Raw genomic sequence first — 13,915 nt, 5'->3', positions numbered from 1 at the left:
CCTATTTCTTGGCGCGATAGCGGTCGAACCAGGCCAGGATGGCGTTGGTCTTGGCCGCCGACTGCGACGGCCGCGCCGCGAAGCTGCCGTGGCCCGCGCCCGGCACCTTGACCAGGGTGGTCGGCACCTTCCGGATCTGCAGGGCGGTATAGTACTGCTCCGCCTCGCCCACCGGGGTGCGCATGTCCTGCTCGCCGACCACGACCATCGTTGGGGTGGTGACATTGCCCACCAGCGAAAGCGGCGAGCGCCTCCAGTACCCTTCCGGATCCTCCCACGGCATCTTGCCGAACCAGTACTTGGACTGGGTCACGGCCCCGTCGCTGGTCAGGATCTGGCTGGACCAGTTGATCACCGGCTTCTGCACGGCCGCCGCCTTGAAGCGGTTGGTCTTGCCGATGATCCAGGCGGTCAGCACGCCGCCGCCCGAACCGCCGGTGACGAACAGGTTGTCCGGATCGACGAAGCCCTTGGCGATGGCCGCATCCACCGCGCTGATCAGGTCGTCATAGTCCTGGCTCGGATAGTTGTGGTGGATCAGGTTGGCGAACTCTTCGCCGTAGGACGTCGAGCCGCGCGGGTTGGTGTAGAGCACCACATAGCCGGCGGCGGCGTAGAGCTGCACATCCGTGGCGAAGGCCGGGCCGTAGGCCGAGAACGGCCCGCCGTGGATCTCCAGGATCAGCGGGTACTTCTTGGTCGGGTCGAAGTTCGGCGGCGTGGCGATCCAGGCGCCGACCGGACGCTGGTCGAAGGACGACTTCACGGCCAGGGGCTCGACCTTGGCCAGCGACTTGCCGGCGAACAGGCTCTGGTTCAGGCGGGTCAGCTGACGGACCTTGCCGCCCTGCACCACCGCGATATCCGACGGCTGGGTCGGCGTGCCCACGGTGACGGCGATGGCGCCGTTGTCCGCCACGCTATAGGCGCCGCCGCTGTACGGACGGTCCATGCCCTCGCCGGTCAGGCCGGTGGCGACGGTCGAAAAGCGGCCGTCCAGGGTGACGCGGCCAACCTTGGTCACGCCCTCGTCGTCATAGTCCACATAGAGGCTCTTGCCGTCGGCGGACCATTGCGGCGAGCCGACGCTGCGGTCCAGCGAGCCGGTCAGCACGCGGCTGTTCGAGCCATCGGCGTTCATCACGTAGAGCCGGCGGTTGTGATAGCCCATCAGCTTGTCGTCATAGCCGGTGTAGGCGATCAGCTTGCCGTCCGGCGACATGGCGGGCTCATCATCCGGGCCGTTGCGGTTGGTCAGGGCGGTCAGCGTCCCGTCCACTGCCGACAGCTTGTAGACCTCCGAATTGCCGTTGCGCCGCCAGTCGTCGCCCCGACGAGCGCTGAGCAGGATCGAGCGGCCGTCCGGCGTCCAGGACAGCGGGCCGCGGTCGTCGAACTCTCCGAAGGTCAGCTGGCGCGGCGCGCCGCCGTCGGCCGAGACCGTGAACACGTGGGTGAAGCCGGTGCGCAGGATGCCCGCGCCGTCGGCCTTATAGTTGATCTCGGTCGTCACCTTCAGCGGTTCGGCCCACTGGGCGCCTTCCGGCTTGGCCAGGGGCGCGCCCAGCTTCGGCGCGTCCGACGGGACGAACATGGAGAAGGCGATGGTCTGGCCGTCCGGCGACCAGGCGATGGAGCCCGGCGCCTGCGGCAGGGAGGCGACGCGAACCGCCTCGCCCGAACCCAGCCAGCGAACGAACAGCAGGGGACGGCCTTCCTCGGTGGAGACATAGGCCAGGCGCTTGCCGTCCGGCGACCAGCGCGGGCTGCCATAGGAGCCGGCGCCCGCCGCCAGAGGGCTGTGCGCGCCGCTGGCCACGTCGATGGTCCAGATCGCCCGCTTCGCGCGGTCGGTCATGATGTCGTAGCTGTTGCGCACATAGACGATGGTCTTGCCGTCAGGGCTGATCTGCGGATCGCCCGCATACTCAAGACCGAAGATGTCCTGCGGTTGGAAGATCCTGGCCGGCGCTTCCGCCGGCGCGGCCACGACCGGCGAGACGGTGGCCAAAAGCAGCAAGGCCGCGAGCGATGCACGACGCATTAGAGCGTACTCCCCCTGGGTGAACAGGCGGCGGAGACTAGATCGTATACGGAGCTTGTGGAGTCGGATTGCGACGGCGCGGTGAATAAAACGCGGATCGACGAGATCAGCCCAGCGACACCCGGTCGGACAGCGGCAGGATCATCACGCGCTCAAGGCCTTTCGGGCTGTACTCGGCGAACGTCTCGCCCCCGAACTCGCGCAGGATGCTGGACTCGATCAGGCGCGATCCGAAGCCCGTTCCAGCAGGTTTCTGAACCACGGGACCGCCCCGCTCGCGCCACAGGATCTTCAAGCGCCCGCCCTCCACCGACCATCGCACCTCGACGACGCCGTCATGGCTGCTCAGGGCGCCGTACTTGGCAGCGTTGGTGGCCAGTTCATGCAACACCATGCTCAGGGTCACCGCCGCATTCGGCGCCAGGTGAACCTCCGGCCCCTCGCCGCGAGCGCGGGAGCCGTAGGGCTCCAGGGTCTGGGTGATCACATCCTCAAGCTCGGCGTTCTCCCACACCCGCCGGGTCAGCAGATCATGAGCCCGCGACAGGGCGGCCAGACGGTCGGCGAAGGCGTCAAACAGCGCCCGGTCATGCTTGCGGCCCAGGCTCTGCCAGGCCAGCGACTGCACGGTGGCCAGGGTGTTCTTCACCCGATGGTTCAGCTCGTTGATCATCAGCTGCTGGCGATTGTCGGCAGCCTGCCGCTCATTCTCCCGTTCCGCCAGGGCCTGAGAGACCTCCCGCAGAGCGCCGCGCACCTCAGCGGTCTCGAAGAGGTCGCGGGGACGCTCCTGCACCACGCCGCCGCGCCCGATGGCGGCGGCGTCGCCCATCAGGCTGACCACCTCCCGCGAGATGCGGCGGGACACCATGATCGCCGCCGTGACGCCCAGGGCCAGCAGGGTCAGGAACGCCGCCGACAACAGGGCCAGGGACTTGAAGATCGTCCCCTCCAGCTCCGCCCGGGGAACGCCGACGATGAACGCCCAGCCATAGGCCGGCGAGCGTGCGAAGCTCGACAGGGTCGGGGTGCCGTCCAAGGTCTTGCTCTGGATGACGCCCTGCTCCGCCTTCTTCATGGCGGTCCGCATGTCGCGGCTGGCGTGCCGGCCCAGATACTTGTCAGCCTCCTTGGAGCGCGCCACCACCGCCGCCTCGCGGTCGACGATGGTGCCCGTCCAGCTGGCGGGCAGCTTCTGGGCGTTGAAGATGGACTGGAAGGCCCGCGGCTCCTGCACGTAGCCCAGGGCGTACAGCTTGCCTTTCACCCGCACGGGCAGGGCGATGACGATGATGGGCCGGTCGGCCACAGGCCCGATATAGAGGTTCGACACCAGCGTCCGGCCGGACTGCAGCGCCGGCAATCCCCGCTCCGGAATGCCGACCATGGGAAGCGGCGTCCCCGGGGGCGCATGGGTGTTCACGACCTGCCGCTGCTCGTCCATCAGGACGATCCAGCCGTCGCGTTGCGCCGTGGCCGCCCGGGCCTGGCGGGCGAAGGCGGGGAAGTCTCCCTCGGCCAGGGCGGGCGACACCGCCAGGGCCTGCAGAGTCGCCGTGCCCTGGGCGATCTGACGGTCGGTGGCGACCGCCAGGGCCCGGGTCATGGCCACGAGCTGCTCTTCAAAGCGGCGACGGCTGTTGTCGTATTCGGTCTGGACCAGCAGACCCATGAAGACCAGCGCCGGAGCGATCAGGCTGACCGCCATCAGCAGCAATCGGCGCCGAACCGTCGGCGCCGGCTTGATCCTGGTCTTACGCACGTCCGCTTACTTCCCTAGCCCGGCACACGGCCACATGCAGGCACGCATGCCCGCACGCGCCGGTCAAGGCAAAGGTCAGGCCTTTGCCTGGTCCTGAACCTGGGCGACCACAAGGGCGGTCATGTTGACCACGCCGCGCGCCGTCACGCTGGGCACCAAGGCATGCAGCGGCTTTGACAGCCCCAGCATCAGCGGGCCGACGATCTGGCTTTCGGTCGCCGCGCTCAGCAGGGTCAGGGCGATATTCGCCGCATCCAGGCTGGGCATGATCAGCAGGTTGGCCGAGCCGGTCAGCGGGCTGCTGGTGACGAAGCGGCCGCGCAGGGCCTCGCTCAGGGCCGCGTCGGCGTGCATCTCGCCGTCCACTTCCAGGTCCGGCGCCCGTTCGCGGATCAGGCCGAGGGCCTGGCGCATCTTGCGGGCGGTGGGCGAGTTGGACGCCCCGAAGCTGGAATGCGACAGCAGGGCCGCCTTCGGCGCCAAGCCGAAGCGGCGCACCGCCTCCGCCGACAGCAGGGTCGACTCGGCGATCTGCTCGGCGGTCGGATCGACGTTCACATGGGTGTCGGTCAAGAACAGGGTGCCGCTGTTCAGGATGATCGCCGACAGGGCCGAGATGCGGTCCACGCCGCTGCGCGCCGGAACGATCGGCAGGGCATAGGTGACGTGCTTCCACCAATCCCCGGCCCCGCCGACGAGGGCGGCGTCGACGATCCCGGCCTTCAGCAGCATGGCGGCCGCCACGGTTGGACGCGTCGCCACGCGGCGGGCGGCGGCCAGGGGCGGCACGCCCTTGCGCGCGATCAGGGCTTGGTAGTCGGCCACCAGGGGATCGAACACCTCGCGGTCGGCGGTGGGGTCGAACACCTCCACGTCCTTGCCGATCTTGAAGCGCAGCCCGAGCGAGCGGGTCGTGGCCTCGATCACCTCGCGGCGGCCGATCAGGACGGGACGGGCCAGACCCTCATCCAGCACCGCCTGCACGGCGCGCAGGACGCGCTCGTCCTCACCCTCGGCGTAAGCCACGCGGGCCGGCGACTTGCGGGCGCGGTCGAACACCGGGCGCATCAGCTGGCCGGAGCGATAAACGAACTGCTCCAGCTCGCTGCGATAGGCGTCGAAGTCCTCGATCGCCCGGGTGGCGACGCCGCTGTCCATGGCGGCGCGGGCCACGGCGGGGGCGACCTCCAGGATCAGGCGCGGATCGAAGGGCTTGGGGATGATGTAGTCGGAGCCGAACACCGGGGCCGAGCCATAGGCGCCGGCCACTACTTCGCTGGCCTCCACGCGGGCGAGCGAGGCGATGGCCTCCACCGCCGCGGCCTTCATGGCCTCGTTGATCTCGGTGGCGCCCACATCCAGCGCGCCCCGGAAGATGAAGGGGAAGCACAGGACGTTGTTGACCTGGTTCGGATAGTCCGAGCGCCCGGTCGCCATGATCGCGTCGGGACGCGCCTCGGCCACCAGTTCCGGCAGGATCTCCGGCTCGGGATTGGCCATGGCCAGGATCAGCGGCTTGTCCGCCAGCAGCGGCAGCCATTCCGGCTTGAACACGCGCGGCGCCGACAGGCCCAGGAAGACGTCCGCGCCGGAGATCACCTCGCCCAGGGTGCGGGCGTCGGTCCTGCGGGCGTAGCGCGCCATGTTCGGCGGCATGTTGGCCTGGCGGCCCTCATAGACCACGCCATCGATGTCGGTGAGGGTGACGTTCTCCGCCGGGAGGCCCATGGCCACCAGCAGGTCCACGCAGGCCAGGGCGGCGGCGCCCGCGCCGGAGGTGACCAGCTTGATCGACTTCAGGTCCTTGCCCTGTAGCACCAGAGCGTTGCGGACGGCGGCCGCGCAGACGATGGCCGTGCCGTGCTGGTCGTCGTGGAAGACCGGGATCTTCATCCGCTCGCGCAGGCGGCGTTCGATCTCGAAGCACTCCGGCGCCTTGATGTCTTCCAGGTTGATGCCGCCGAAGGTCGGCTCCAGGGCCGCGACCACCTCGACGAACAGGTCGGGGTCGTTCGCGTCGACCTCCAGGTCGAAGACGTCGATGCCGGCGAACTTCTGGAACAGGACGGCCTTGCCCTCCATCACCGGCTTGCCGGCCAGCGGCCCGATGTTGCCCAGGCCGAGGACGGCCGTGCCGTTGGAGATCACCGCCACCAGATTGCCGCGCGCCGTGTAGTCGCGGGCGGTCTCCGGATCGGCCACGATGGCCTCGCATGCGGCGGCCACGCCCGGCGAATAGGCGAGCGCCAGGTCGTGCTGCGTCGCCATGCGCTTGGTCGGCTCGACCCTCAGCTTCCCGGGCCGGGGGAGGCGGTGGTAGTCAAGTGCGGCCTTGCGGAAATCGTCTTTCATCGTCGCCCTGTCTGGCTGCGCCGGTTTCTTCTAGACCGGTCTGCGCCGGCTGTTGCGGTTCCATCGCCGCCCGGCGCCGTCGGGGCAACCCCTTTTCCCTGACTGACCGCCGAAAACCCTAGTTGGCGGCTTCTTCGGCACCGGCCCATTGCATTTCAATAATCATTGCTATCCCATGACGTCAGTACGCATGGCCTCGACGCCAGCGACGTAAGAAAAGCCGTGGGAGGCAGGGTCATGAGAAATCTTATGGTGGCGGTCAGCCTGTGGGCGATCGCCGGGGCCGCCAATGCGGCGGTCATCAAGGTCACGCCGGACGGCGACGCCCAGGAGAAAGTCCAGACCGCCCTGCTCGACGCCAAGCCGGGCGACGTGGTGGAGCTGGCGGCCGGCAAGTTCGTCTTCACCGACGGCCTGTCGCTGGACATCGACAATGTGACGGTGCGCGGGGCGGGTCCTGACAAGACGGTCCTGTCCTTCGCGGGGCAGAAGGGCGCGGGCGAAGGCCTGCTGATCACCTCCGACAAGGTCACGGTCCGCGACCTGGCGGTTGAAGATTCCAAGGGCGACGGGCTGAAGGCCAAGGGCGTCGACCAGATCAGCTTCCTCAATGTTCGCGTTGAATGGACCGGCGGGCCTAAGGAAAGCAACGGCGCCTACGGCGTCTATCCGGTCAGCTCCACCAACGTCCTGGTCGACCGCGCCGTGGTGCGCGGCGCCTCCGACGCCGGCATCTATGTGGGCCAGTCCAAGAACATCATCGTCAAGAACAGCACGGCGGAGTTCAACGTCGCCGGCATCGAGATCGAGAACTGCTGGAACGCCGACGTTTTCGACAATCTGGCGACCCGCAACGCCGGCGGCATCCTGGTCTTCGACATGCCCAGCCTGCCGCAGAAGGACGGCCACTCGGTCCGCGTCTTCCGCAACAAGGTGGTGAAAAACGACACCGCCAACTTCGCGCCCGAGGGGAACATCGTCGCCTCTGTGCCGACGGGCACCGGGGTCATGGTCATGGCGAACCGGAATGTTCACGTTTACGGCAACGAGATCGACGACAACCAGACCGCCGCGGTCATGCTGGTGGCGTTCCAGAAAGAGTATGACGACGCCGATTATAATCCCCTGCCCCGCGAGGTGGTGGTGCGGGACAACAAGATCGGCAAGAACGGGTTCTCTCCCCAGTTTCCGGGCGGCGCCGAGCTGGCCCAGGCGGTGGGCGGGGTGATCCCGCCGATCCTGTGGGACGGGGTGACGAGCTATTCCAAGGGGGCGCAGAAGGTGTCGATCCCGGCCAACATGCGCCTGACCGACGGGCCGGTGCTGAACCTCAACCTCGCCGCCCCGGCGGCCATGGACACCGCCAAGCCGGGGGTCGAGCCTACGGTCCAGGCCGGCGGCGCCATCGCCGAGCCGGCGACGGTCGTGCTGCCGGCGAAACAGGCCAAGCTCGCCTCGTGAGCCTCCTGCGCGTCCTCGCGGTCGCCGCCGTCGGCCTTTTGGCCCTGACGGCGGCGAGCCCGCCCGCTCCCGTCGCCGCCGACCTGCTGCTGACCGAGACTCCGGCGCAAACGCTTGACGCCTATGGCCTTTTCAAGGACGCCGGCGCGCGCCATCCGGCGGCGGGCGTCGTTCCCTACGACTTGAACACGCCGCTGTTCAGCGACTATGCCGAGAAGCTGCGCTACGTCTTCGTGCCGCCTGGACAGAAGGTTCGCTACGTCGAAAAGGGCGCGCTCGACTTCCCCGTCGGCTCCACCCTGATCAAGACCTTCGCCTATCCGGCCGACTTCCGCCGCCCCAACGAGAACGTCCGCTTCGTCGAGACGCGCCTGCTGATCCGCAAGGCGAACGGCTGGGTCGCCCAGACCTATGTGTGGAACGCCGAGCAGACCAAGGCGACTTTGAAGCGCGCCGGGGCGCGCATGGACATCAGCTTCATCGACGTCCACGGCCAGACTCATACCGTGGACTACGCCGTGCCTAACACCAACCAGTGCAAGGAATGTCATTCGCTGGATAAACAGGTGGCCCCGATCGGCCCCAAGGCGCGGAATCTCAACAGAGAATTCGACTACAGCGCCAAGGGTGATTTCAGAGACAACGGAGACAAGGCGAACCAGATCACCCGATGGACGAAGATCGGCCTGCTGGAGGGCGCGCCGCCGCCGGCCCGCATCCCGACCACCGCCCGCTGGGCCGATCCCAAGGCGCCGCTGGAAGCGCGGGCGCGGGCCTATCTCGACGCCAATTGCGCCCACTGCCACAACCCGCGCGGCATGGCGTCCAACAGCGGGCTGTTCCTGGATCTGGAGGAGACGCGCGCCAACCACCTGGGCGTCGGCAAGAACCCGGTGGCGGCCGGACGCGGCGCGGGCGGCTTGGCGGTGTCGATCAAGCCAGGCGATCCCGACGCCTCGATCCTGGCCTACCGCATGGCGTCCAAGGAGCCCGGGGTCATGATGCCCGAACTGGGCCGCAGCGTGACCCACCGCGAGGGGGTGGAGCTGGTGCGGGCGTATATCGCGGGGATGAAGACACACTTTCCTCCCCTGTAGCGAAGCGTACGCGAGAGGTGGATCGGCGCGTCAGCGACGAGACGGAGGGGGCGTCCGCGCGCTCTGAGCCCAGTCTCGCCCCCTCCACCACTTCGTGGTCCTCCTCCCCCGCTTTGCGGGGGAGGAGAAGGGATCAGTCCTCAAAAACCCGCCGCAACCATCTCGCGGCCTCGGCCAGGGCGGCTTCCGGCGGGATGCGGTCTTCCTCGGCCATCATCTCCTCGAGGCTGAAGCCGAACTCCACCGACAGGCGGACCCGGCGCCAGATCACGTCGCGCGGCAGGTGCGGCATCAGCGGGGCGTAGACGTCCGCCATCCGGTCGCTGACCAGACGGTGCGATTCCAGCCGCACATGGGCGAGCTGCGGCACGGCGCGCAGGGCCCGCAAAATCCAGATCGCGCCGGGCTCACTGGCGGTGACCTGGGCGTTGGCGAGGATCAGCTCCTCGATGTTCTCCGACAGCCCCGCCCACCCGTTCGGCGCGTGCCGGTCGAGCCAGGCGAACAGCACCTCGTTCTGGCGCGTCATCAGCCGCGCGCCAAGCGCCTCCAGAATCCCGTACTTGTCCTTGAAATAGCGATAGAGGGCCGGCGGGGTCATGCCCGCGCGGGCGCAGATCATGTTGGTGGAGATGCGTTCGATCCCCACCTCGCCCAGCAGCTCGCCCGCAACGTCGAGCAAGCGCTCATATGTCTGGCGCGCCCGCTCCTGCCGAGGGACCAGCCGCAGGCCTTCCATCACCGTCATCGGGTTCTACTTTCGCGCGGCGGCGGACTGGGCGCGGATCGGCTTGAATTCCGATCCCTCGTTCCAGTCGGGCCAGCGGTTGGAGTTGGCGACGTCCTGGCCCATCTCGAACAGCAGTTGAGCGTCCTGGGCCGCGCCCCGGAAGTCCATGTTCGGGCTCCAGGCGTCGCAGGTCTGGTGGTAGCACTTGGCCGTATAGTCGGCGACCCAGGCGTCGCCGGCCGCGCGGCCGCCCTCGACCAGGTCATGGCCGCCGCCCAGGCCCATCAGCAGCAGGACCGGCACGCCCCGACGGGCAAGCGAGAAGTGATCGGCGCGATAGAACAGCGCCCGCTCCGGCTTGGCGTCCGGCGTCACCACGCGGTTCTGCTTCGCGGCGGCCTTGGCGAGGTCGGCCTCCAGCTCGTTCTGGCCGTAGCCGATCAGCACCACGTCCTTGGCCAGACCGGCGGTCTGCAGCACGTCCATGGTGTAGTTGGCGGCTGTGGTCTCCAGCGGCAGGGTCGGGTGCGCGCCGTAGTATTCGCTGCCCAGCAGGCCGCGTTCTTCGGCGGTCCAGGCCGCGAACATCACGGTCCGCTCCGGCGCCGGGCCGGCCTTGAACAGGCGGGCGATCTCGATCATCCCGGCCAGGCCGATGGCGTCGTCCAGAGCGCCGGGGCGAATGGTCTTGCCGTCGGCCGAGGCCGGGCCAATGCCGTAGGCGTCCCAATGGCCGGCGTACATGATCGACTCGTTGGGCCGCTTGGCGCCCGTGATCTTGCCCAGCACGTTCTGGCTGTCGACCTGCTCATGCTTCAGGGCGTAGTCGGCCGAGAAGGTGGCGTCCTTCAGAACCACGGGCTGGAAGTCCTTGCGGCGAGCGGCGACCTTCAGCGCCTCCAGATCCTGGCCCGAGCGCTTCAGCAGATCAGCGCCGGTCTCGCGGCTCAGCCAGGCCTGCAGCAGGACCTTGTCCTTGGCCGGGTCGGCGCGGACCACATCGAAGCCCTCGCCGTTGCTGGCCGCCGCCGTGGTCCAGCCGTAACCGGCGCCCGGCGTCTCATGGATGATGATCGAGGCTATGGCGCCGCGACGCGCGGCCTCCTCGTGCTTGTAGGTCCAGCGGGCGTAGTAGGTGGCCGCCTGGCCGCCGAACTTGCCGATCGGGTCCTCGCCAGCCTTCGCCTCGAAATCCGGGTCATTGATCAGGAAGACCGCGACCTTCCCCTTCAGGTCGACGCCCTTGTAGTCGTCCCAGCCGCGCTCCGGCGCCGAGACGCCGTACCCGACAAACACCATCGGCGCCTTGGCGATGGTCACGCGGTCGGTGGGGCGAAGGGACAGGACGCTGATCTCCTCGCCCTGCCGCAGGGGCATGGCCTGCCCGCCGACGGCGAAGGACATGGCCGCATCCTTGGGAGCGAAGGTGTGCAGCAGGGCCACGCGCTGGGTCCAGCCGCCGTTCTCACCCGCCGGCTCCATGCCCGCGGCTTTGAACTGGGCGATGAGGTAGTCGATGGTCGGCTTTTCGCCCGGACCGCCGGGTGCGCGGCCCATGAACGGATCGGACGACAGGGCCTTGGTGATCTCCGACATCCGGGCGGGATCGACCGTCTGCGCCTGCGCCAAGCCTCCGAACAGAACGGCGGCGGTGGTGAGGGCGAGGGTGCGCAGACGCATGATCAAAACTCTCCAACGGGGACTCAGGGCGAACCTAGGCCTGCCGCGAGCCCAAGGCTAGCGCGCCACGATCAGCAGTTGATTCTTCACGAAGCCGAGGCTCCGCATCCGCGCGATCAGGGCCTGGACCTGCCCGTCGGGCATGGTCGGCTGGCGCGACAGCAGGGCGACGAAGTCCCCGTCCGCGGTGCTGGCGATCATCCAGCCGTAATCGTCCGACCGGTCGATGACCCAGTACTTCCGCCGCAGCAGGCCGCCGAAGAAGCTGGCCTCGAACTTGGCGTTGGTTCCGGGATCGAGAATGCGCGCCCGCGTCTCCACCAATCGCAACGGCCCGCTCGGCGATCCCTTGCGGCAGGTCTGGGCGATGTCGAAGGTCCCGTCCGGCCGCTGGGACCATAGCTGACTGGCCGAGTGGCAGTTCTTTTGCCCGTCATTGGGCGTGCGGACGATCTCGTACCAGCGGCCCATGAAGCGGTCGATCTCGATGGGCTTGCGCGGCTCGGGCGCGGCGGCGAAGGCGGCCGCCGGCAAGGCGAAGGCGACCATCATGGCGGCGAGCGTTCTCATGCGGCCGCCCCCGGCTGGCCGACTGTCACCCCATGCGGCGGCAAGGCCGGGCGATGGCGGAAGCCCACGCCCTTGCGCCAGATTTTCAGCGCCTCCCAATGGATGCCGGCCATCACCTTGAAGGTCAGCAGCGGATGGCTGAGCCAGGCGCGCAGAAGCTGGCCGTCAGTCAGCGGCCGCCGATCCCCGGCGAAGGACGCGGTCAGCATAGGTCCCTCCCCGTCCGAAACCGTGATCGTCACGCCGGTCCGGTCGGCCGGCGGCTGGACGGTGAAGGCGTAGGACAGGTCCATGTCCATGAAGGGCGAGACGTAGAAGCGTTTGGGCGCACTCTGGCGCACAGCCTCCTCGCTGCCCTCCGGGGTCGCGATCAGGTAGTCGTGCCGCTCGCCGAAGGTGTTGCTGACCTCATACAGGATGGCCGCCAGGGAGCCGTCGGGCCGGTGGCAGAAATAGAGGCTGAGCGGGTTGAAACCGTAGCCCAGGATGCGCGGCATGGTCAGCAGGCGGATCGGCCCGCCGGCCTCGGTCCCCGCCGCCGCCAGCTTCGCCTCCACCTGCTCGCGCAGGGGTCTGCCGCTGCGGTCGCCGTGGTCGGCGGCGCTGAAGCTCATCAGCCCGAACCGCCCGCGCCGAAGCAGCCTGAGGCGTCCCAGCAGACCATCGACCCGATCAAGGTCAAGCAGCAGCATGAACACGCGATAGCGCAGGGCATGCTCGCGCGGCCGCGTCCGGCGATGCCGCACCTCTCCCACATAGAGCGCGGAGGCGTCGTCCATCACACCGCCTCGACGGGCTCAGCCGGAGTGGGATCGCTCAGGAAGATGCGGCCGCTCTCATCCGCCACCTCCCACGGGCGACGCACGCCGCCCAATTGCTCGGCCACGGCCAGTCCCGCCTGCAATCCATCCTCGTGGAAGCCGGAGCCGAAATAGGCGCCGCAGAACCAGGTCCGCCGCACGCCTTGCAGCGACCAGAGCTGCTTCTGCGCCGCCATGGACCGGGCGTCATAGTGGGGGTGGTCGTAGTGTTCCGTGCGGACCACCGTGGCGGGGTCCGGTGCCTTGTGCGGGTTCAGGGTCAGGAATAGGGGCGTCGAGCGGCGCAGTCCCTGCAGCCGGTTCATCCAGTAGGTCACAGAACCGGAAGCCGGATCGGCACGCCAGCCCATGTGGTTCCAGCTGGCCCAGGCCACGCGGCGGCGGGGCATCAGGCTGCGGTCGCCATGCAGCACGGCCACGTTGGGGGTGTAGCGGAAAGCGCCGAGGATCGCCTGCTCCTCCGCCGACGCATCCTCCAGCATGCGCAGGGCCTGGGGCGCGTGGGCGCCGATCACTACGTGGTCGAACGTCCGCGTCTGCCCGTGGACGTCGCGCACCTGCACGCCGTCGGTTGTGCGCCTGACGGCGGCCACGCCGCAGCCCGTGCGGATCTCGCCCCGGAAGGTTTCGGCCAGGCGCGAGACATAGGCGCGGCTGCCGCCATGCACCGTGCGCCAGGTGCGCCGGCCCAGGAACCGCAGCAGGTCGTGATTGTGGAAGAAGCGGATGAAGGCCGCCGCCGGATGCTCCCTCACCCCGGCCACGGTGGCCGACCAGATGGCGGCCGCCATGGGCAGCAGGTGGTCTTCCTGCACCGCCGCGCAGTAGCCGCGCATGTGCAGGTATTCGCCGAGGGAGATGACCGGATCGAGGGTCGGCAGCTCCTCCGGCGCGGTGCGGTAGAAGCGGTTCAGGTCGCGCAGCATGGCCCAGAACCGGGGCCGCACCAGGCTGCTGGGGCGGGCGAAGAGCGAGGCCAGGTTGTGGCTGCCGTACTCGATCTCGCCGTCGTCCAGCGACACCGCCAGCGACATGTCGGCGTGCTTGGTCGCCACGCCCAGGTGCGCGAACAGGGCCGTCAGATTGGGATAGTTGACCTCGTTATAGACGATGAAGCCGGTGTCCACCGCCGTCACCTCGCCGCCGGGCTGGGGGGCGTCGACCGTGTTGGCGTGGCCGCCCAGGCGGTCGGCGGCCTCGTAGATCGTCACCTCGTGCCGCGATCCCAGCAGCCAAGCCGCCGACAGGCCGGATACGCCCGCCCCAATCACGGCGATGCGAAGGGGGCGTTCAGGGGACGGGACGGCTGACGGCATGCTTCCTCCAAGGGGTGTCTGCGGGGACAGCTACGGGCGGTGAAGCATTGCGGATGCGCGGCGCATCCAAATGTCGCGCGGC

At 68.6% G+C, this 13,915-nt stretch carries 10 protein-coding genes; 2 read left to right on the top strand and 8 right to left on the bottom strand.

Annotation, left to right across the window (positions count from 1 at the left end):
- Window position 1 precedes the first annotated feature (1 nt).
- From P7B02_RS18280 to P7B02_RS18270, 3 genes are all read right to left on the bottom strand, one after another.
- A complete protein-coding gene (locus P7B02_RS18280; RefSeq protein ID WP_277787796.1) occupies window positions 2–2,044 on the bottom strand; it encodes a S9 family peptidase in 2,043 nt (680 codons plus the stop codon).
- Between the two features lie 106 nt (window positions 2,045–2,150).
- The gene (locus tag P7B02_RS18275) at window positions 2,151–3,806 is read right to left on the bottom strand and encodes a sensor histidine kinase (RefSeq protein WP_347276667.1); all 1,656 of its coding nucleotides are present in this window, start codon (window positions 3,804–3,806) and stop codon (window positions 2,151–2,153) included.
- Window positions 3,807–3,881: 75 nt separating this feature from the next.
- Window positions 3,882–6,158 (bottom strand): NADP-dependent malic enzyme, encoded by a 2,277-nt coding sequence (locus tag P7B02_RS18270; RefSeq protein WP_277787795.1) that lies wholly within the window; start codon window positions 6,156–6,158, stop codon window positions 3,882–3,884.
- Between the two features lie 237 nt (window positions 6,159–6,395).
- Here P7B02_RS18270 and P7B02_RS18265 point away from each other — a divergent pair, with 237 nt between their 5' ends.
- Both P7B02_RS18265 and P7B02_RS18260 read left to right on the top strand, forming a co-directional pair.
- On the top strand, window positions 6,396–7,619 hold the full coding sequence (locus tag P7B02_RS18265; protein ID WP_277787794.1) for a parallel beta-helix domain-containing protein: 1,224 nt from the start codon (window positions 6,396–6,398) through the stop codon (window positions 7,617–7,619).
- Window positions 7,616–8,716: an SO2930 family diheme c-type cytochrome gene (locus tag P7B02_RS18260; protein ID WP_277787793.1), complete on the top strand. Its 1,101-nt coding sequence runs from the start codon at window positions 7,616–7,618 to the stop codon at window positions 8,714–8,716. Before P7B02_RS18265 ends, P7B02_RS18260 begins: the two co-directional genes overlap by 4 nt.
- A gap of 133 nt (window positions 8,717–8,849) precedes the next feature.
- Here the strand turns inward: P7B02_RS18260 and P7B02_RS18255 are convergent, their stop codons facing one another.
- The 5 genes from P7B02_RS18255 to P7B02_RS18235 are packed head-to-tail and all read right to left on the bottom strand — an operon-like array spanning window position 8,850 to window position 13,833.
- A complete protein-coding gene (locus P7B02_RS18255; RefSeq protein ID WP_277787792.1) occupies window positions 8,850–9,464 on the bottom strand; it encodes a TetR/AcrR family transcriptional regulator in 615 nt (204 codons plus the stop codon).
- 6 nt (window positions 9,465–9,470) lie between these two features.
- Window positions 9,471–11,126, bottom strand: a complete 1,656-nt coding sequence (locus tag P7B02_RS18250) for a M28 family peptidase (protein ID WP_277787791.1) — start codon at window positions 11,124–11,126, stop codon at window positions 9,471–9,473.
- A gap of 57 nt (window positions 11,127–11,183) precedes the next feature.
- Window positions 11,184–11,696: a lipocalin family protein gene (locus P7B02_RS18245; protein WP_277787790.1), complete on the bottom strand. Its 513-nt coding sequence runs from the start codon at window positions 11,694–11,696 to the stop codon at window positions 11,184–11,186.
- On the bottom strand, window positions 11,693–12,475 hold the full coding sequence (locus P7B02_RS18240; protein ID WP_277787789.1) for a DUF1365 domain-containing protein: 783 nt from the start codon (window positions 12,473–12,475) through the stop codon (window positions 11,693–11,695). Before P7B02_RS18240 ends, P7B02_RS18245 begins: the two co-directional genes overlap by 4 nt.
- Window positions 12,475–13,833 (bottom strand): NAD(P)/FAD-dependent oxidoreductase, encoded by a 1,359-nt coding sequence (locus P7B02_RS18235; RefSeq protein WP_277787788.1) that lies wholly within the window; start codon window positions 13,831–13,833, stop codon window positions 12,475–12,477. The genes P7B02_RS18240 and P7B02_RS18235 overlap by 1 nt, the downstream gene beginning before the upstream one ends.
- Window positions 13,834–13,915 lie beyond the last annotated feature (82 nt).

The sequence above is a fragment of the Caulobacter segnis genome (assembly GCF_029543125.1).
GTDB lineage: Bacteria > Pseudomonadota > Alphaproteobacteria > Caulobacterales > Caulobacteraceae > Caulobacter > Caulobacter segnis_D.
The sequence above is the reverse complement of the archived record's forward strand: the minus strand, read 5'-3'. Positions and strand labels throughout refer to the sequence as shown.